The organism is Pseudomonas fluorescens (assembly GCF_001708445.1).
Lineage (GTDB): Bacteria > Pseudomonadota > Gammaproteobacteria > Pseudomonadales > Pseudomonadaceae > Aquipseudomonas > Aquipseudomonas gorinensis.
On the sequence record NZ_CP015637.1, the window covers coordinates 6,570,672 to 6,589,493 of the forward strand.

At 61.3% G+C, this 18,822-nt stretch carries 16 protein-coding genes; 11 read left to right on the top strand and 5 right to left on the bottom strand.

All coding sequences use genetic code 11. The features are described from left to right. Window positions 1-17: 17 nt before the first annotated feature. From A7317_RS29430 to aspA, 3 genes are all read right to left on the bottom strand, one after another. The gene (locus A7317_RS29430; protein ID WP_024078163.1) at window positions 18-995 is read right to left on the bottom strand and encodes an asparaginase; all 978 of its coding nucleotides are present in this window, start codon (window positions 993-995) and stop codon (window positions 18-20) included. An 80-nt stretch (window positions 996-1,075) separates the two neighbouring features. Further along, complete coding sequence (locus A7317_RS29435; protein ID WP_069077340.1) at window positions 1,076-2,521, bottom strand: alanine/glycine:cation symporter family protein; 1,446 nt, start codon at window positions 2,519-2,521, stop codon at window positions 1,076-1,078. Window positions 2,522-2,899: 378 nt separating this feature from the next. After that, a complete protein-coding gene (gene aspA / locus A7317_RS29440) occupies window positions 2,900-4,324 on the bottom strand; it encodes an aspartate ammonia-lyase (protein ID WP_041161057.1) in 1,425 nt (474 codons plus the stop codon). 182 nt (window positions 4,325-4,506) lie between these two features. On the opposite strand from aspA, the gene A7317_RS29445 reads away from it, so the two are divergent. From A7317_RS29445 to A7317_RS29465, 5 genes are all read left to right on the top strand, one after another. Further along, window positions 4,507-5,415 carry a LysR substrate-binding domain-containing protein gene (locus tag A7317_RS29445; RefSeq protein ID WP_024078160.1) on the top strand — a complete coding sequence of 303 codons (909 nt, stop codon included), beginning with the start codon at window positions 4,507-4,509 and terminating at the stop codon, window positions 5,413-5,415. Window positions 5,416-5,759: 344 nt separating this feature from the next. Continuing rightward, window positions 5,760-6,251: a 5-(carboxyamino)imidazole ribonucleotide mutase gene (gene purE / locus A7317_RS29450; RefSeq protein ID WP_003213411.1), complete on the top strand. Its 492-nt coding sequence runs from the start codon at window positions 5,760-5,762 to the stop codon at window positions 6,249-6,251. Window positions 6,252-6,262: 11 nt separating this feature from the next. Then, window positions 6,263-7,348: a 5-(carboxyamino)imidazole ribonucleotide synthase gene (locus A7317_RS29455; RefSeq protein ID WP_069077341.1), complete on the top strand. Its 1,086-nt coding sequence runs from the start codon at window positions 6,263-6,265 to the stop codon at window positions 7,346-7,348. A 106-nt stretch (window positions 7,349-7,454) separates the two neighbouring features. Continuing rightward, window positions 7,455-7,700 carry a GlsB/YeaQ/YmgE family stress response membrane protein gene (locus tag A7317_RS29460; RefSeq protein ID WP_024078158.1) on the top strand — a complete coding sequence of 82 codons (246 nt, stop codon included), beginning with the start codon at window positions 7,455-7,457 and terminating at the stop codon, window positions 7,698-7,700. A 78-nt stretch (window positions 7,701-7,778) separates the two neighbouring features. Then, a complete protein-coding gene (locus A7317_RS29465) occupies window positions 7,779-8,315 on the top strand; it encodes a DUF3299 domain-containing protein (RefSeq protein ID WP_041161056.1) in 537 nt (178 codons plus the stop codon). A gap of 119 nt (window positions 8,316-8,434) precedes the next feature. Here the strand turns inward: A7317_RS29465 and A7317_RS29470 are convergent, their stop codons facing one another. Next, a complete protein-coding gene (locus A7317_RS29470; protein WP_024078156.1) occupies window positions 8,435-9,334 on the bottom strand; it encodes a D-hexose-6-phosphate mutarotase in 900 nt (299 codons plus the stop codon). Between the two features lie 58 nt (window positions 9,335-9,392). Continuing rightward, entirely contained in the window at window positions 9,393-9,797 is a 405-nt protein-coding gene (locus A7317_RS29475) for an acyl-CoA thioesterase (protein WP_010566936.1), read from the bottom strand. Window positions 9,798-10,269: 472 nt separating this feature from the next. On the opposite strand from A7317_RS29475, the gene A7317_RS29480 reads away from it, so the two are divergent. From A7317_RS29480 to phoU, 6 genes are all read left to right on the top strand, one after another. Further along, entirely contained in the window at window positions 10,270-11,559 is a 1,290-nt protein-coding gene (locus tag A7317_RS29480) for an MFS transporter (RefSeq protein WP_024078155.1), read from the top strand. Between the two features lie 262 nt (window positions 11,560-11,821). Continuing rightward, window positions 11,822-12,808, top strand: coding sequence for a phosphate ABC transporter substrate-binding protein PstS (locus A7317_RS29485; protein ID WP_016978637.1), 987 nt, complete (start codon window positions 11,822-11,824; stop codon window positions 12,806-12,808). A gap of 386 nt (window positions 12,809-13,194) precedes the next feature. Beyond that, entirely contained in the window at window positions 13,195-15,228 is a 2,034-nt protein-coding gene (locus tag A7317_RS29490) for an ABC transporter permease subunit (protein WP_172831392.1), read from the top strand. A 15-nt stretch (window positions 15,229-15,243) separates the two neighbouring features. Further along, on the top strand, window positions 15,244-16,914 hold the full coding sequence (pstA, locus tag A7317_RS29495; protein ID WP_069077343.1) for a phosphate ABC transporter permease PstA: 1,671 nt from the start codon (window positions 15,244-15,246) through the stop codon (window positions 16,912-16,914). A gap of 177 nt (window positions 16,915-17,091) precedes the next feature. Next, on the top strand, window positions 17,092-17,925 hold the full coding sequence (gene pstB, locus A7317_RS29500) for a phosphate ABC transporter ATP-binding protein PstB (RefSeq protein ID WP_024078152.1): 834 nt from the start codon (window positions 17,092-17,094) through the stop codon (window positions 17,923-17,925). Between the two features lie 70 nt (window positions 17,926-17,995). After that, window positions 17,996-18,757 carry a phosphate signaling complex protein PhoU gene (phoU, locus tag A7317_RS29505; protein ID WP_024078151.1) on the top strand — a complete coding sequence of 254 codons (762 nt, stop codon included), beginning with the start codon at window positions 17,996-17,998 and terminating at the stop codon, window positions 18,755-18,757. The last annotated feature ends 65 nt before the right edge of the window (window positions 18,758-18,822 follow it).

An 18,822-nucleotide genomic window follows, 5' to 3' on the forward strand; every position in this document is an offset into this window, starting at 1 on the left:
CAGGTTTACAGCGCAGCTCAGGCCAGCTCACCGCACAGGTCAAGCTCCACCAGGTGTCGGACGTCATCCGTTGCAAGCCCTGCACCGAGCAGCGCGTGGAGCTTGCCGAAGACGGCTTCGCGGGTCATGCCACCGCCGGAAAGCACACCTGCACCGCGCAACCGGCTGCCGGCCTCGTACACGTCCAGTTCAACGCCGCCTTCGTGGCATTGGGTGATTGCAACCACGACCACGTCCAGGTCTTGCGCCCGCTTGAGGCTGGCGAGGAACGCAGGGTTATCACTCGGTCCCGTGCCGCTGCCAAAGCATTCCAGCACCAGCGCCTGAAGGCCGCTGTCGACCAGTGCATCCAGTTGCCCGGCGGCGATACCTGGCACCAATGGCAGCACGCCCACATTCGCGATGGCCTTGGGTTGGCGGTAATGCAGGGCGGCCGGGATCATTTCGGCCTGGGCGACGCCACCATTACGCTGCAAGGCCGCAAACGGATGGCGACCAAAGCTGCGGATCTTCGCGCAACGGGTCGGCGCCATCAGCGCACCGTGGAAGTACAGTTGCACACCCGGTGCCAGGCCTTCGCCCAGCGCCTGCAAGGCACCGCTGACGTTTTCCCAGGCATCGCTGTCGGGTACCCCGGCAGGCAGCATGGAACCGGTGAACACGACCGGCGCGGGCAGGCCCAGCAATTGAAAACTCATGGCGGCCGCGCTGTAGGCCAGGGTGTCGGTGCCGTGCAGGATCAGTACCGCGTCGCAACCCTCGTCCACGGCCTCGACCACGGCGGTGCGCAGGTGCTGCCAGTAGGCGGGGGTCATGTTGGCGCTGTCGATCAGCGGCGACATTTCCCGAAAGCGCCAGGCGGGCAATGGCTGGTTGGCAAGTTGTTCGCGCATGCGCGCTTCGAAACCGGACGCGGGCGCCAGGCCGTTGGCGCTGGCCTGCATGCCGATGGTGCCACCGGTGTAGAGCACCATGATGTTGTGGGATGGGGACATGAGTTTTCTCCTGAACGAAAAACGCCGCCGGGCCCAGAGCATGCCCAAGGCCGGGCGGCGTGTCATCTATCTACCTGGGCTCAGCGTTGCACTTGAGCGTTCAGCTCAGCTGCCGGGGCCGCTTGCGGCTTTACCGGGTTGGCCGGCCAGGCCTTGCGGTCCAGGTCCAGGTCAGGGAACTGGCTGGAGTCGAACACCGGGGTCTTGATGCCTGCCGCGCGCTGGTTGTCGTAGTCATTCAGGATGCGCATGGCAATCTTGAACAGGAACGCCAGGGCGAACAGGTTGACGAACGCCAGCAGGGTCATGGTGATGTCGGCGAAGGCGAACACGGTGCTCAGGTTCTCGATCGAGCCCCAGAAAATCAGCACCAGCACCAGCGCGCGGTAGCCCATCAGCACCTTGCGGTTGTTACCCACCAGGAAGCGCAGGTTGCTCTCGCCCAGGTAGTAGTTGTACATGATCGAGGTGAACACGAACAACGCCAGGGCCACCGAGATAAACATGCGGCCCCAGTCACCCACTACAGCCGCCAGGGAGTTCTGGGTCAGGGCAATGCCGTCGCCTTCAAAGCCTGGGGTGTAGAAGCCGGAGAGCAGAATCAGCAATGCGGTGCAGGTGCAGATCACGAAGGTGTCGAGGAACACGCTGAACGCTTGCACCACGCCTTGGGCGATCGGATGTTCCACCGACGCGACCGCTGCCACGTTCGGCGCACTGCCCAGTCCGGCTTCGTTGGCGAACACGCCGCGCTTCACACCCATGATGATCGCGCTGCCCACCAGGCCACCGAAGGCTTGGTCGAGGCCGAAGGCGCTCTTGACGATGGTCGCGAGCATGGCCGGCACGTGGTCGAATTGCAGCACGATCACATACAGGGTCACGGCGATGTACACCAGGGTCTTGACCGGTACCAGCAGGTCGGCAATCGACGCGATGCGCTTGATCCCGCCGATGAACACCAGGCCCAGCAGGACTGCGAGGGCCAGGCCGGTGTAGGTGGTATCCAGGCCAAAGGCGTTGTTCAGCGAGTGGGTCACGGCATGGGCTTGCAGGCCGTTGAACGCAAAGCCGAAGGTCACCAGCAGCAGGAACGCCATGACCATACCCAACCAGCGTTTGTGCAGGCCGTGCTGGATGTAATAGGCCGGGCCGCCACGGTAGGTGCCTTCAGCGTCAGTGCGCTTGTACAGCTGGCCGAGGGAGCACTCGATAAAGCTCGAAGACATGCCCACCAGCGCGGTGACCCACATCCAGAACACGGCACCCGGGCCACCCAGGGTCACGGCAATGCCGACACCTGCGATGTTACCGGCACCCACACGGCCGGCGAGGCTGAGCATCAGCGCCTGGAACGAACTGAGCTGGTCGGAGCTGTTTTTCAGGCTGTCGCGAAACACCGAAAACATGTGGAAAAAGTGACGCAACTGGACGAAACGCGAGCGGATCGTGAAATAACCGCCGAGCCCGACAATGAGCACGATCAGTACTTTCCCTGAGAGGAAGTCGTTGATGACTTCGAGCATGGAGTGTTCCTCGCTGATTTTTCTAATGGCAAACGCAGGACGGTCCTACCCCTCGCATAGCACCAGGCAGTGCGCGACGGTTCGACCCATCCTTTTGCGGGTGTTGTTATTCATGCGGTTTCGCGCGTGTCCGGGCCTCGTTGCCGACGGCCGCTGGCGCGAAGAGGGGCGGCACTATACCTAGGCGAACGTGATCCGTCTGCTCGGACTGATTAAAGGTTTCAGCCAAGGGGTGTCGGGTAGGGGCGATGTTGGAATTTTTATGGGCGTCATTTCACAACCTTGAGGCAAAAAAAAGGGCCTGAAGAACGAGCCTTCAGGCCCTCAAAAGGTGAGAGGTGTCTAGTCCCTCAACCTGGTGAGCGGTGCAACAAACGCTTAGGCCTTCAACGGGACCAAACGTGGAGCGATCATGTTTTCGGGGCGCAGGATGTCGTCGAGCATGGCGTCGTCGAGCAAGCCTTCTTCGCGCACCAGTTCCAGCACGCCGCGGCCGCTTTCGAGGGCGATACGCGCGATGCGGGTGGCGTTTTCATAGCCGATGTACGGGTTCAGCGCGGTGACCAGGCCGATGGAGTGCTCCACCAGCTCGCGGCAGCGGGCTTCGTTGGCGGTGATGCCGACGATGCAGTGTTCGCGCAGCATGTCCATGGCGCGTTGCAGCAGGCGGATGGAGTCGAAGATCTTGAAGGCGATCAGTGGCTCCATCACGTTCAACTGCAGTTGGCCACCTTCGGCCGCCATGGTCAGGGCCAGGTCGTTACCGATGACTTGGAACGCCACTTGGTTGACCGCTTCCGGGATCACCGGGTTGACCTTGCCGGGCATGATCGAGCTGCCTGGCTGGCGCGCCGGCAGGTTGATCTCGTTGATACCGGTGCGTGGGCCGCTGGACAGCAGGCGCAGGTCGTTGCAGATCTTCGACAGCTTCACAGCGGTACGCTTGAGCATGCCGGAGAACAGCACGAAGGCGCCCATGTCGGAGGTGGCTTCGATCAGGTCGGCAGCCGGGACCACGGGCTGGCCGCTGATAACGGCCAGGCGTTGTACGGCCAGGGCCTGGTAGCGCGGGTCGGCGTTGATGCCGGTGCCGATGGCGGTGCCGCCCAGGTTCACTTCAGTCAGCAGCTCTGGCGCCAGGGTTTTCAGGCGGGCCAGGTCTTCACCGAGGGTGGTGGCGAACGCGCGGAATTCCTGGCCGAGGGTCATCGGCACGGCGTCTTGCAGTTGGGTGCGGCCCATTTTCAGTACGTGGCTGAATTCGACGCCTTTGGCGGCGAACGCCTGGATCAGGCTGTCGAGGCTGGCCAGCAGCGCGTCATGGCCCAACAGCAGACCCAGGCGGATCGCGGTGGGGTAGGCGTCGTTGGTCGACTGAGCCATGTTCACGTCGTTGTTGGGGTGCAGGTACTGGTACTCGCCCTTCTGGTGGCCCATGGCCTCCAGTGCGATGTTGGCGATGACTTCGTTGGCATTCATGTTGGTTGAAGTGCCGGCGCCGCCTTGAATCATGTCCACCACGAATTCTTCGTGGAAATCGCCGCGGATCAGACGGGCACAGGCTTCGCTGATAGCGGCGTGCTTGGCTTCGCTGAGCTGGCCCAACTCACGGTTGGCGTCAGCGGCAGCTTGCTTGACCATTGCCAGGCCGACCACCAATTTCGGGTAATGCGAAATCGGAACGCCCGAGAGGCGGAAGTTATTCACCGCTCGCAGGGTCTGGATGCCGTAATACGCTTGAGCGGGTACTTCGAGTACGCCAAGCAGGTCTTTTTCTGTGCGGAATGATGCAGCGGAGGACATGACGGAAATCATCTCGATATGGACCCGGAACAGGCCGGAACGCTGCGAATGCTAGGCCTGTAGGAAATTTTGGGCCAATGCTGTTAAACACTGGCCTATGCATAAACGGCATAATGCAGGTGTGACCCGGCTATCATGACGGGCGTGTGTGCCAAAATGGTGCGTATCCGTGGGAGGCAGTGATGAACCTTGAGAGCAAATGGCTGGAAGACTTCAGCGCCTTGGCGGCGACTCGCAGCTTTTCCCAGGCGGCGGAGCGACGGTTTGTCACCCAGCCAGCGTTCAGCCGACGTATTCGCAGCCTTGAGGCCGCACTGGGCCTGACCCTGGTCAACCGCTCGCGCACGCCGGTTGAGCTGACGGCGGCCGGGCAACTGTTCCTGGTCACCGCGCGCACCGTGGTCGAACAACTCGGTGAAGTGCTGCGCCATTTGCATCACCTGGAAGGCGGGCAGGGTGAGGTCATGCAAGTGGCCGCTGCCCACTCCCTGGCATTGGGCTTCTTCCCGCGCTGGATCGCACAACTGCGCAATGAAGGTCTGAACATCGCCACGCGGCTGGTGGCCACCAACGTCGGCGACGCCGTACACGCCCTGCGCGAAGGTGGTTGCGACCTGATGCTGGCGTTCTATGACCCGGATGCGGCGATGCAGATGGACGCCGAGATCTTCCCGTCGCTGCACCTGGGCAACACCGAAATGCTCCCGGTGTGCGCGGCCGACGCCGAGGGCAAGCCGCTGTTCGACCTGGAAGGCGAGGGCAGCGTGCCGTTGCTGGCCTACAGTGCTGGCGCGTTCCTCGGCCGTTCGGTGCATTTGCTGTTACGTCAACGCGCCCTGCGTTTTACCACGGTTTACGAAACGGCCATGGCCGACAGCCTCAAGAGCATGGCCCTGGAAGGCCTGGGTATTGCCTGGGTGCCGCAATTGAGTGTGCGTGCCGAACTGGCGCGCGGTGAATTGGTGGTGTGCGGCGGGCCGCAATGGCATGTGCCGCTGGAAATTCGGCTGTATCGCTGTGCGTTGGTGCGTAAGGCGAATGTGCGGTTGTTGTGGCGTAAGTTGGAAGGTGGGGCGGCGCAGAACACCTGAGCCCAATCTCGGGCCGAATGCAGGGCAAATGTGGAAGGGGGACTTGCCCCCGATTACGGTGTGTCAGGCACTGAATATGTCACTACTACACTGCTATCGGGGTGTAGCCCCTCCCACAGGGTTTTGTGGTGATCTGGCTGACTTGAAAGTCAATAAAGCCGCCGGTTTGCACGGCTAGACAGATGGTCATCCCAGGGGCTGTTTATCTGCGTTATTACGGTATACTGCGCGGCCTTCGGCCGGTCCAACCGGCCAAATTTCGTACAACAAGCCACGCCGGATTTCCCGCGTGGCTTGTTGTTTTTTGACGCGCCTGCGGGCGCCCAGAGAGAAGAGGCACGACGATGAGTGCATTGGTTGGCGTGATCATGGGCTCCAAGTCCGATTGGTCCACCCTTAGCCACACCGCCGATATGCTGGAAAAACTCGGCATTCCGTATGAAGTGAAAGTGGTCTCTGCCCACCGCACCCCGGACTTGCTGTTCCAGTATGCCGATGAAGCAGAATCCCGTGGCATTGAGGTGATCATCGCCGGTGCCGGCGGTGCAGCGCACCTGCCAGGCATGTGTGCGGCCAAGACCCACCTGCCGGTGCTCGGCGTGCCGGTGCAGTCGTCGATGCTCTCGGGCGTGGATTCGCTGTTGTCCATCGTGCAGATGCCGGCCGGCATCCCGGTGGCGACCCTGGCAATCGGCAAGGCCGGCGCGATCAATGCCGCCTTGCTGTCTGCCAGCATCCTGGGCGCCAAGCATCCGCAGTTCCACGCTGCGCTGAAAAAATTCCGTGCTGAGCAGACAGACAGCGTGCTGGACAATCCAGACCCACGCATTGCCTGAGGTTGTTGACGATGAAAATCGGTGTAATCGGTGGCGGCCAACTGGGCCGCATGCTGGCCTTGGCGGGAACCCCGCTGGGGATGAACTTTGCTTTCCTGGACCCGGCGCCGGACGCCTGCGCGGCGGCCCTCGGTGAACACCTGCGCGCTGACTACAGCGACCCGGATCACCTGCGCCAGCTGGCGGACGAAGTTGACCTGGTGACCTTCGAGTTCGAAAGTGTCCCGGCTGAAACCGTGGCGTTCCTGTCGCAGTTCGTGCCGGTATACCCGAGCGCCGAAGCCTTGCGTATCGCTCGCGACCGCTGGTTCGAGAAGAGCATGTTCAAGGACCTGGGCATTCCAACCCCGGCCTTCGCCGATATCCAGTCCCAGGCGGACCTGGACGCCGCCGTTGCCAGTATCGGCCTGCCGGCTGTGCTGAAAACCCGCACCCTGGGTTACGACGGTAAGGGCCAGAAAGTCCTGCGCACCCCAGCGGATGTGGTCGGCACCTTCGCCGAGCTGGGCAGCGTGGCCTGTCTGCTGGAAGGCTTCGTACCCTTCACCGGTGAAGTGTCGTTGATCGCCGTGCGCGCTCGTGATGGCGAAACCCGCTTTTACCCGCTGGTGCACAACACTCACGACAGCGGCATCCTCAAACTGTCCGTGGCCAGCACCGATCACCCGTTGCAGGCCCTGGCCGAAGACTATTCCAGCCGGGTGCTCAAGCAGCTGGATTATGTCGGTGTGATGGCGTTCGAGTTCTTTGAAGTCGACGGTGGCCTCAAGGCCAACGAAATCGCCCCGCGTGTACACAACTCCGGGCACTGGACCACCGAAGGCGCCGAGTGCAGCCAGTTTGAAAACCACCTGCGTGCTATCGCAGGCTTGCCCCTGGGTTCCACGGCCAAGGTGGGCGAGAGCGCGATGCTCAACTTTATCGGCGTCGTACCGTCGGTCGAGCGCGTCGTTGCCATCGATGACTGCCACCTGCATCACTACGGCAAGGCCTTCAAGGCCGGGCGCAAGGTCGGTCACGCCAACCTGCGCTGCAAGGATCGCGCAACGCTGCAAGCGCAGATCCTCAAGGTCGAAGCGCTGATCGCCGAGCAATAAACACAGGGGGCGGCGGGAACCATTCGGCTATTGCCGTCCTCTGATTGCAGGATGCCAAAGCCTGTCCAGGCTTTGGCATAGCTCACTTCATTCAGAGGGAAATGCCATGGGTATCATCGGAACCATCTTTATCGGCTTGATCGTCGGCCTGCTGGCGCGTTTCCTCAAGCCCGGCGACGACAGCATGGGTTGGATCATGACCATCCTGTTGGGTATCGCCGGTTCCCTGGCCGCGACCTACGGTGGTCAGGCACTGGGTATCTACCAGGCGGGCCAAGGTGCGGGCTTTATCGGCGCACTCGTCGGCGCAATCATCCTGCTGGTGATCTACGGCCTGATCAAAAAGAACTGATCAGCCGACAAAGTCCTCTGCGCTGCGCAGGCGCAGAGGGCTAGAATACTCGGCACTTGTTACTTGCCGAGCCTTTCCATGCGCCGTTTTCTGTTGACTCTTCTCTTGCTGGGCTCTGGCCTGGCACACGCCGGCGAACTGCCGGAAACCGACTGGCTCGACCTGATGCCGCTGTCGGACCAGAAGGCCCTCGAGGCCATGCCCGAGATCGACCACAACTCCCCCGAAGCCCAAGGCACCTTCACCGATAAAGGTGGCTTGAAGCAGAGCAAAGGCTTGCCGGCGGTGATGTATTCCACCAAGACCGTGGCCGCCATGAACGGCAAGAACATCCGCATCGGCGGCTACCCGGTCCCGTTGGAAACCGATGCCAAGGGCCGCAGTACGCTGTTCTTCCTGGTGCCCTACCCAGGCGCGTGTATCCACGTGCCGCCACCGCCACCTAACCAGTTGGTGCTGGTGCGCTATCCCAAGGGCTTGAAGTTGGATGATATCTACACGCCGCTGTGGGTCACGGGCACGTTGAAGGTGGAGAAGGTGAATAACGACCTGGCGGATGCGGCGTATGCGCTGGATGCGGGCAAGGTGCGGGTGGTGAAGGAGTCGGATCTCTAAACCACACTGCAAATCAATGTGGGAGGGGGCTTGCCCCCGATAGCGGTGATGAAGTCACCAGAGACAGTGACTGACCCCCTGCAATCGGGAGCAAGCCCCCTCCCACATTTTGATTGGGTTTACAAAGTGATACTGGTGATGCTCACGCCCAGCGTGTGGCTTTCACCCGGCGCCAACGCCACCACATCATCCAGCACATTCGCCGTCTCGATGCACAGCATGCCCTGCCAGCCATCGTCGGCCATGTCGTCGAAAGCCTTGGCGCGTTCGGTCCAGGGGTTCCAGATCACGGTGGATTTCGAGCCTTGGCTGGTGAGCTGGATGCGGCGCTGCCAGTCGTTATCGACGATGTTCAGTTGCGCGGGTGTATCGAGGTAGATGCGGTCGGTCTCGGCGCTGAACTGCAGCAGGCCGGTTTGCGTCTTCTCGCTCCAGCCATCGGCGGTATCGATGTACGCCGAGCCGTCCAGGCCTTCGACCTGCACGTTGCGTACGTCGCTGACGGCGAAGTAGGTGTGCAGCGCCTGGCTGAGCGTGACAGTGTGGTCGCCACGGTTATGGCTGGTCAGACGGATATGCAGTTGGTCGTCCAACAGCAGGCTCAGCTTCAGGTCGACCTGATGGGGCCAGCCGGGGAAGCCGCCTGTGGGCACTGGCAGCACCAGGTCGACGCGCAACCCTGTGCCTTCAAGTGCGGTCCCGGCCAACGCCCATAGGGCGGTGCGCACAAAACCGTGGGCGCCGGCCGGGGTATCACTCTGGCGCATCGCCTTGACGCTTTGAGGGTTGCGATCGAACACGCCAAACCACGGCCAGCACACCGGCACACCCGTGCGAATGCCTTTGCCTGTCTTGAACACGGCGGCCTTGTTCGGCCAGATCAGCGGCTGCTCGCCTGCGCGTTGGTAACTGATGATGTGCGCGCCCTGCTGGGCCACCATCAGTTGCGCACCGTTGTGGCGGATGCGCCAGCAGTCCAGCTCGTCGACTTTCACGGTTTCAACGTGGGGCGTAGGCATACAAAAGCACTCTCAATGGCAGGCAATGGGGCAATTGACCGTCAAAACCCGGCGAGGTTTAACGCGCGCGCGACGGCACCGAACGTGTGCGGCCACTGCCATCGATGGCAACGAACACGAATACCGCCTCGGTCACCTTGCGCCATTCGCTGGACAGCGGGTCATCGCTCCACACTTCGACCATCATCTGGATCGAGCTGCGGCCGATTTCCAGGGCCTGGGTATAGAAGGACAATTGCGCGCCCACGGCGACCGGCACCAGGAACGCCATGCGATCAATGGCCACGGTGGCGACACGACCGCCGGCGACTTTACTTGCCATCGCGGTGCCGGCCAGGTCCATTTGCGAGACCAGCCAGCCGCCGAAGATATCGCCGAAACCGTTGGTTTCACGCGGAAGCGCGGTGATTTGCAGGGCGAGATCGCCTTGCGGGATAGGATCTTCTTGTTCGAGTTCGATCATGCCGGGGGTGCCTCTGACCCGTGAAGCTTTTTATAGATGGTGCAAAGTGGATAGCCGACTGGTGGAAAAACGTTTCAGCACAAACATACTCCGTTCGATACGTTTCTCGTAAGGCGTACTAAAGGGAAACTCTGCCAAACCGGCTGGGTGGCACCCAACGGCGTTTTGGCACAGCAGCCCGTCAAGGATGCGGGTCTTGCGCATGCAAGGGCCGAGTATATCGAGACCCTGACGCCACGACGACCTCCCGGCGCTCATTTGGTCGGTAAATAGACGCTGTAATGGGGCTTTTTCGGGCAACTGTTCTTCTATCCAGCTTAACGGGTGTCCCGCGACGGGATTATTTCGTCCATCTGCACAGTTAACCGTTCGGCGCTGTGCTTTTTCCAACGATTTGCTATCTTGCCAGACCCGCCGCCAGTCGCGGGCATGTCGTCCTTATTACGCTGATTACTATAAGAGAAGCTCTGCCATGTCCTCCGTGCCCGCAAGCAGTGCGCAACCGTCGCGCCCGCTGACCCGCAACGACTACAAAACCCTGTCGCTGTCTGCCTTGGGCGGGGCGCTGGAGTTCTACGACTTCATCATCTTCGTGTTTTTCGCCACGGTGGTCGGAAAACTGTTCTTCCCCGCCGACATGCCCGAATGGCTGCGTATGATGCAGACCTTCGGCATTTTCGCCGCCGGTTACCTGGCACGCCCATTGGGCGGCATCATCATGGCGCACTTCGGTGACCTGCTGGGCCGCAAGAAAATGTTCACCCTCAGCATCTTCATGATGGCCGTGCCGACCCTGATCATGGGCCTGCTGCCGACCTACGCGCAGATCGGCCTGTGGGCGCCGATCCTGTTGCTGCTGATGCGCGTGATCCAGGGTGCGGCCATTGGCGGCGAAGTACCGGGTGCTTGGGTGTTCGTCTCCGAACACGTTCCGCCGCGTCACATCGGCTACGCCTGCGGTACCCTGACTAGCGGCCTCACCGCCGGCATCCTGCTGGGCTCGCTGGTGGCCACCGCCATCAACACTATTTATAGCCCCGAGCAGGTCTCGGATTACGCCTGGCGGATTCCATTCTTGCTGGGCGGTGTATTTGGCCTGCTGTCGGTGTACCTGCGCCGCTGGCTGCACGAAACCCCGATCTTTGCCGAGATGCAGCAGCGCAAGACCCTGGCCGCCGAGCTGCCATTGCGCGCCGTACTGCGTGACCATCGTGGCGCCATCGTGCTGTCGATGCTGTTGACCTGGCTGTTGTCGGCCGGCGTCGTGGTGGTCATCCTGATGACTCCGACCGTGCTGCAGACCATCTACCACTTCACTCCGACCATTGCGCTGCAAGCCAACAGCCTGGCCATCGTGACCCTGAGCCTGGGCTGCATTGCCTCCGGTGCCCTGGCCGACCGTTTCGGTGCCGGGCGCGTACTGGTTGCCGGTTGCGCGCTGTTGCTGGCAACGTCGTGGACGCTTTACCACAGCTTGCTGGACCACCCCGACTGGTTGTTCCCGCTGTACGCCCTGACCGGTCTGTTCGTCGGCACCATTGGCGTGGTGCCTTACGTGATGGTCAAAGCCTTCCCGCCCGTGGTGCGCTTCAGTGGTTTGTCATTCTCCTACAACGTGGCCTACGCGGTGTTCGGTGGGCTGACGCCGTTGGCCGTGTCGTTGCTGATGAAGGAAAGCCCGATGGGCCCGGCTTACTACGTTGCCGTCCTGTGTGTGATGGGGATGGTGGTGGGTGGGTACCTGTGGAAGCGCGGGCGCTGACGGCCGACTGATCACCTGTGGCGGGCGCGTTCGCCACAGGTGATGTTTGCCTCATCAATAATGTCAGAGTGTTTCCGAATAACCGTTACGCCCGCCTCAACCCTCGCAGAACCCCTGTGTTTCCGAAGTTTTCCCCGCGTTGCTGCGTTTCATCATCGATGATGGCCTTTCATCTAATTGTCATATTCCAGACATAGAGTGTTCACACGGCCTCTCGATACTTGGCCCCGATCCAATTATCCCTATCTGCTAGGAGCAAGGCATGAAACTGAAACGTTTGATGGCGGCAATGACTTTTGTCGCTGCTGGCGTTGCGACCGCCAACGCGGTGGCCGCTGGTGTTGACCCGGCAATTCCGGCTTATGTGAAGACCACTGGTGTGTCGGGCAACTTGTCCAGCGTCGGTTCCGATACCCTGGCCAACCTGATGACCCTGTGGGCTGAGGGTTACAAAAAGGAATACCCGAACGTCAACATCCAGATTCAAGCTGCTGGTTCTGCCACCGCGCCTCCTGCGCTGACTGAAGGCACTTCCAACCTGGGCCCGATGAGCCGCAAGATGAAGGACACCGAACTGGCGGCCTTCGAGCAGAAGTACGGCTACAAGCCAACCGCTATCCCGGTTGCCGTGGACGCCCTGGCGGTGTTCGTGCACAAGGACAACCCGATCCAGCACCTGACCATGGAGCAAGTTGACGCGATCTTCTCCTCGACTCGCCTGTGCGGTGGCAAAGCCGACGTGAAAACCTGGGGCGACCTGGGTGTGACCGGCGACCTGGCCAACAAACCAGTGCAACTGTTCGGTCGTAACTCGGTGTCCGGCACCTACGGCTACTTCAAGGAAGAAGCCCTGTGCAAAGGCGACTACAAGCCTAACGTGAACGAACAACCTGGCTCGGCTTCGGTCGTGCAGTCGATCAGCTCCTCGCTGAACGGCATCGGTTACTCGGGTATCGGCTACAAGACCGCCAGCGTGAAAACCGTGGCCCTGGCCAAGAAAGGCAGCACTGACTTCATCGAAGACAGCGAAGAAAACGCCCTGAACGGCAAATACCCGCTGTCGCGCTTCCTCTACGTGTACGTCAACAAAGCCCCGAACAAGCCTCTGGCCCCGCTGGAAGCTGAGTTCGTGAAACTGGTTCTGTCCAAACAGGGCCAGGAAGTTGTAGTGAAAGACGGCTACATCCCGCTGCCAGCCAAAGTTGCCGCCAAGGCCCTGGCTGACCTGGGTCTGAAAGAAGGCAACTGATTGCCTCTGCGGGAACCGGTACGCCGGTTCCCGCATCACTAATTTTCAATCCGCTGCCAGCCCTGCTTCGCGGCGGATTTCTTGCGTCACTGCATTGTCATCTTTCTGTCATACAGGATCGCTAGGGTGTGCGCATGAATGATCTGGCCAATTCCACCATGACGACAACTTCTCCCCCCAAGCGCATTGATTTCAATACGCCTGAGCTGCAACGCAAGCGCCGCATCCGCGCGCTCAAGGATCGCCTGACCCGTTGGTACGTACTGATTGGCGGCCTCGCCGTCCTCGGCGCCATTACCCTGATTTTCTTCTTTCTTGCCTATGTGGTTGCGCCACTGTTCCAAGGTGCTTCCCTGACCAAGGAAGACGCGCTGACCCCGGCCTGGATCCAGGACGCCGGCAAGCCGTTGATGATTTCCCTGGAGGAACAGAACCAGGTGGCCATGCGGGTTTCCGACAAGGGCCAGGCGCTGTTCTTTGATGTCGCCACCGGTGCCGAACTCAAGCGTTTCGATCTGCCGCTGCCGGCGGGTGCGAGCGTAGCGTCCATCGGTGAAGACCAGCCGGGCAGCCCGCTGGTGATCCTCGGCTTTTCCAATGGCCAGTCCCTGGTGTTCCGCCACACCTATAAGGTGTCGTACCCGGACGGCAAGAAAACCATCACGCCTGCGATTGAATACCCCTACGGTGAAACGCCCATCGTGCTCGACGATGCCGGCCGCCCGTTGGAGCACGTCGCCCTCAACGCCACCGACTCGTTGCTGGTGGTTGCCGGCTCGGCGGGTTCGCACTTGAACGTGCTGACCCTGAGCCGTGAAGAAAACATGATGACCGGCGACGTCACCAGCGAGCAGAAGCGTATCGAGCTGCCGCAGATGACTGAGCCGGTGAAGGCGATCTTCATCGACCCGCGCCAGCAGTGGCTGTATGTGATTAACGGTCGCGCCCTGGCCGATGTGTTCAGCCTGCGCGACAAGAGCCTCAATGGTCGCTACAAGTTGCTGGAAGACGCCAACGCTGAAATCACCGCCAGCACTCAACTGGTGGGCGGTATCTCGCTGATTATCGGCAACTCCAAGGGTGGCCTGGCCCAGTGGTTCATGGCCCGCGACCCGGATGGCGAGCAGCGCCTGAAGCAGATCCGCACCTTCCAGATGGGCACCGCGCCCATCGTGGAAATCACCGCCGAAGAGCGTCGCAAAGGCTTCACCGCCCTCGATGCTTCCGGCAAGTTCGGCGTGTTCCACAGCACCGCCCACCGCACCCTGCTGGTGGATCCGGTGGTCGACGGCCAGGGCGTGTTCGGCCTGTCGCCTCGCGCCAACCGTGTGATCGTCGAAGCCGGCGGCAAGCTGCAACCGCTGCTGCTGGACAACCCGCACCCGGAAGTGTCCTGGAGCGCGTTGTGGAGCAAGGTCTGGTACGAAAACTACGACGAGCCTAAATACGTCTGGCAATCGACCGCCGCCAACACTGATTTCGAACCCAAGATGAGCCTGGCCCCGCTGACCTTCGGTACCTTGAAGGCCGCGTTCTACGCCATGCTGCTGGCCGCGCCACTGGCCATTGCCGCCGCGATCTATACCGCTTACTTCATGGCCCCGAGCCTGCGCCGCAAGGTCAAGCCGGTGATCGAACTGATGGAAGCGATGCCGACGGTGATCCTTGGCTTCTTCGCCGGCCTGTTCCTGGCGCCGTATGTCGAAGGGCATCTACCGGGGATTTTCAGTCTGCTGATGCTGGTGCCGATTGGCATCCTGGTGGCCGGTTTTATCTTCAGCCGCCTGCCTGAGTCTATCCGCCTGCGGGTACCCGATGGCTGGGAAAGCGCGATCCTGATCCCGGTGATCCTGTTGGTGGGCTGGCTCTCGCTGTACATGAGCCCGTACCTGGAAACCTGGTTCTTCGGCGGCGACATGCGCATGTGGATCTCCCATGACCTCGGCATCACCTACGACCAGCGCAACGCCCTGGTGGTTGGCCTGGCCATGGGGTTTGCAGTGATCCCGAACATCTACTCCATCGCCGAAGACGCCGTGTTCAGCGTGCCGCGCGGCCTGACCCTGGGCTCCCTGGCCCTGGGCGCCACGCCGTGGCAGACCATGACCCGCGTCGTCATCCTGACCGCCAGCCCGGGGATTTTCTCGGCGCTGATGATCGGCATGGGCCGCGCCGTGGGCGAGACCATGATCGTGCTGATGGCCACCGGTAATACGCCGGTGATGGAGATGAACCTGTTCGAAGGCCTGCGCACCCTGGCGGCCAACGTCGCCGTGGAGATGCCCGAGTCGGAAGTGGGCGGCAGTCACTACCGCGTGCTGTTCCTCTCGGCACTGGTGCTGCTGCTGTTCACCTTCATCATGAACACCCTCGCCGAGCTGATCCGTCAGCGTCTGCGCAAGAAATACTCGTCGCTTTAAGAAAGGTAGAAGTCTGTGAAACAGAACTCCCTGAATGGATGGTTCAAGAGCGGCGCTCCCGGCGTCTGGATCAGCGGTGGCGCGGTGTCCATCGCGGTCATCATGACCATTGGTTTGCTGGCGGTGATTGCCGTGCGTGGCCTGGGCCACTTCTGGCCGGCTGACCTGATCCAGGCCAACTACAACGTGCCGGGCCAGGAAAACCATATCGTCATCGGCGAAGTGGTGCAGAAAGAAGAAGTGCCGCGCGAGCGCCTGAAAAGCGCTGGCCTGCCGGTGCCCGATGCGGGCCCGGAATTCATGACCCGCGAGCTGATCAAGGTCGGCAACCGTGACCTGAACGGCAACGACTTCACCTGGATCGTCGGCGAGTGGTTGAAGGACCAGAGCACGCCGAAGAGCCTGATGACTATCGAGCGTCGCGAGTGGGGCAACTTCTACGGCACCCTGGTCAACGTCAAGCAGGATGGCAAGGTCATCGCTGAAGGCGAGGCCGCGTGGCCGGAACTGCAAGCCCGCGTCGACCGCGTGAACAAGCTGGCGGCTCAACTCAAGACCTTGGAGAAGTCCGACATCGGCGCGATCAACGCCGGCCTCGAACGTATTCGCCTGCACGGTCGCAAGCTGGAACTGGAAGGCAAGCTCGACGCCGCCGCCCAGGCCGACATGGATGCCGACCGCGCCGAACTGAACGCCCGCTACCAGGACATCGAAGCGCGCCTGGCCGACCTGCACGCCCAGTTCAACCGCGACGCCTTGACCGCCCGCGATGCGAACGGCAAGGAAGTGGAAATCGGCATCGGCAAAGTGGTACACGCCTACCAGCCGAACGCCATGGGCACGATGACCAAGATCGGCTTCTACTTCAGCAAGGTCTGGGAGTTCCTCAGCGACGACCCACGGGAAGCCAACACCGAAGGCGGGATCTTCCCGGCCATCTTCGGCACCGTGATGATGACCCTGATCATGGCGATGATCGTGACCCCGTTCGGCGTGCTGGCAGCGGTGTATCTGCGTGAATACGCCAAGCAGAACACCCTGACGCGGATTATCCGCATCGCCGTGAACAACCTGGCGGGTGTACCGGCCATCGTCTACGGCGTGTTCGGCCTGGGGTTCTTCGTGTATGTATTGGGTGGCTCGGTCGACCGTTTGTTCTTCGCCGAAGCCCTGCCGGCCCCGACCTTCGGCACCCCAGGCCTGCTCTGGGCCTCGCTGACCCTGGCGCTGCTGGCGGTGCCGGTGGTGATCGTGGCCACTGAAGAAGGCTTGGCGCGGATTCCTCGCACCGTGCGTGAGGGGTCCCTGGCACTGGGCGCGACCAAGGCGGAAACGTTGTGGAAGATCGTGCTGCCGATGGCCAGCCCGGCGATGATGACCGGCATGATCCTCGCCGTGGCGCGTGCCGCCGGTGAAGTGGCGCCGCTGATGCTGGTGGGTGTGGTCAAGCTGGCGCCGTCGCTGCCGCTGGATGGCAACTACCCGTACCTGCACCTGGACCAGAAGATCATGCACCTGGGCTTCCATATTTATGACGTCGGCTTCCAGAGCCCCAACGTCGAGGCCGCACGGCCGCTGGTGTACGCCACCGCGTTGTTGCTGGTGCTGGTGATCGCTACGTTGAACCTGTCGGCGGTGTGGATTCGCAACCACCTGCGCGAAAAATACAAAGCGTTGGATAGCTGATAACCCTGTAGGAGCGAGCTTGCTCGCGAGAAACGCAAGGGCGCCGCGTTCATTCTGGCTCCCGCGCGTTTCGTTAACGACCTTCGCGAGCAAGCTCGCTCCTACAGAAGAATGATGTAACCGCAGGCCCAATCGCCGCGGCTCACTGAAACGAATTGGTAGCACAGGGAGCATCCCATGCAACACGAAACCCAATCCCACGGCATCAACATGTCTGCCCTGGGGCGTGACAAGCAGAGCCTGAGCCTGGCCCAGGAGACCGTGGCCATCGAAGTGCCCGGCCTGAGCCTGTACTACGGTGAAAAGCAGGCGTTGTTCGACGTCAGCATGAACATCCCCAAGCAGCGCGTGACCGCCTTTATCGGCCCCTCGGGCTGCGGCAAGTCCACCCTGCTGCGCACGTTCAACCGCATGAACGACCTGGTGGACGGTTGCCGCGTGGACGGTGCGATCAACCTCTACGGCACCAACATCTACCGCAAGGGCGAAGACGTGGCCGAGTTGCGTCGTCGCGTGGGCATGGTGTTCCAGAAGCCCAACCCGTTCCCCAAGACCATCTACGAAAATGTGGTCTACGGCCTGCGCATCCAAGGCATCAACAAGAAACGTATCCTTGATGAGGCCGTGGAGTGGGCACTCAAGGGCGCGGCGCTGTGGGATGAGGTCAAGGACCGCCTGCATGAGTCAGCGCTGGGCCTGTCCGGCGGCCAGCAGCAACGTCTGGTGATTGCGCGCACCATCGCCGTGGAGCCGGAAGTGCTGCTGCTCGACGAACCGTGCTCGGCACTCGACCCGATCTCGACGCTGAAAGTGGAAGAACTGATCTACGAGCTCAAGTCCAAGTTCACCATCGTCATCGTGACCCACAACATGCAACAGGCGGCGCGGGTTTCCGACTACACCGCGTTCATGTACATGGGCAAGCTGGTGGAGTTCGGCGATACCGATACCCTGTTCACCAATCCGGCGAAAAAACAGACCGAAGACTACATCACCGGTCGCTACGGCTAGGAAGCCGTGGTTCAGATTGCACTGACGCTGCGGTTCTCCGCACCTTACCGGACGCTCCAAGGACGCCAACATGATTAGCAAAGAAGGCCTTACCCATCACATCTCCGCGCAGTTCAATGCCGAGCTTGAGGAAGTGCGCAGCCACCTCCTGGCGATGGGCGGGCTGGTGGAGAAGCAAGTCAACGATGCGGTCACCGCGCTGATCGAGGCCGACTCGGGCCTGGCCCAGCAAGTGCGTGAGATCGATGATCAGATCAACCAGATGGAACGCAACATCGACGAAGAATGCCTGCGCATTCTTGCCCGTCGCCAGCCGGCGGCGTCCGACTTGCGTTTGATCATCAGCATTTCCAAGTCGGTGATCGATCTCGAGCGCATCGGCGACGAAGCCACCAAGATTGCCCGTCGCGCCATCCAGCTGTGTGAAGAAGGCGAAGCCCCGCGCGGCTACGTGGAAGTGCGCCATATCGGCGACCAGGTGCGCAACATGGTGCGCGACGCGCTTGACGCATTCGCCCGCTTCGATGCCGAGCTGGCATTGTCGGTGGCCCAGTACGACAAGATCATCGACCGTGAGTACAAGACGGCGTTGCGTGAGCTGGCGACCTACATGATGGAAGACCCGCGCTCTATCTCAAGGGTCTTGAGCATTATCTGGGTGCTGCGCTCCCTGGAGCGGATCGGCGACCACGCGCGCAATATCTCGGAACTGGTGATCTATCTGGTACGCGGCACCGACGTACGGCACATGGGCCTCAAGCGCATGAAAGCGGAAGTTGAAGGTTCAGTCGATCAAATCCCTAATGTTCCTGGCGAATCTGACGATAAGTAAGGTTGCCCGAGAAATTAACGCCCGGCCTTTGGTCGGGCGTTTTTGTTCGTGGCAGCTGAATTTTT

Coding starts and splice junctions, on each gene's coding strand:
- A7317_RS29470 (WP_024078156.1), bottom strand. CDS start 9,334: ATGCCTACGCCCCACGTTGAAACCGTGAAAGTCGACGAGCTGGACTGC.
- A7317_RS29455 (WP_069077341.1), top strand. CDS start 6,263: ATGAAAATCGGTGTAATCGGTGGCGGCCAACTGGGCCGCATGCTGGCC.
- A7317_RS29485 (WP_016978637.1), top strand. CDS start 11,822: ATGAAACTGAAACGTTTGATGGCGGCAATGACTTTTGTCGCTGCTGGC.
- A7317_RS29465 (WP_041161056.1), top strand. CDS start 7,779: ATGCGCCGTTTTCTGTTGACTCTTCTCTTGCTGGGCTCTGGCCTGGCA.
- purE (WP_003213411.1), top strand. CDS start 5,760: ATGAGTGCATTGGTTGGCGTGATCATGGGCTCCAAGTCCGATTGGTCC.
- phoU (WP_024078151.1), top strand. CDS start 17,996: ATGATTAGCAAAGAAGGCCTTACCCATCACATCTCCGCGCAGTTCAAT.
- A7317_RS29460 (WP_024078158.1), top strand. CDS start 7,455: ATGGGTATCATCGGAACCATCTTTATCGGCTTGATCGTCGGCCTGCTG.
- A7317_RS29435 (WP_069077340.1), bottom strand. CDS start 2,521: ATGCTCGAAGTCATCAACGACTTCCTCTCAGGGAAAGTACTGATCGTG.
- A7317_RS29480 (WP_024078155.1), top strand. CDS start 10,270: ATGTCCTCCGTGCCCGCAAGCAGTGCGCAACCGTCGCGCCCGCTGACC.
- A7317_RS29430 (WP_024078163.1), bottom strand. CDS start 995: ATGTCCCCATCCCACAACATCATGGTGCTCTACACCGGTGGCACCATC.
- aspA (WP_041161057.1), bottom strand. CDS start 4,324: ATGTCCTCCGCTGCATCATTCCGCACAGAAAAAGACCTGCTTGGCGTA.
- A7317_RS29445 (WP_024078160.1), top strand. CDS start 4,507: ATGAACCTTGAGAGCAAATGGCTGGAAGACTTCAGCGCCTTGGCGGCG.
- pstB (WP_024078152.1), top strand. CDS start 17,092: ATGCAACACGAAACCCAATCCCACGGCATCAACATGTCTGCCCTGGGG.
- A7317_RS29475 (WP_010566936.1), bottom strand. CDS start 9,797: ATGATCGAACTCGAACAAGAAGATCCTATCCCGCAAGGCGATCTCGCC.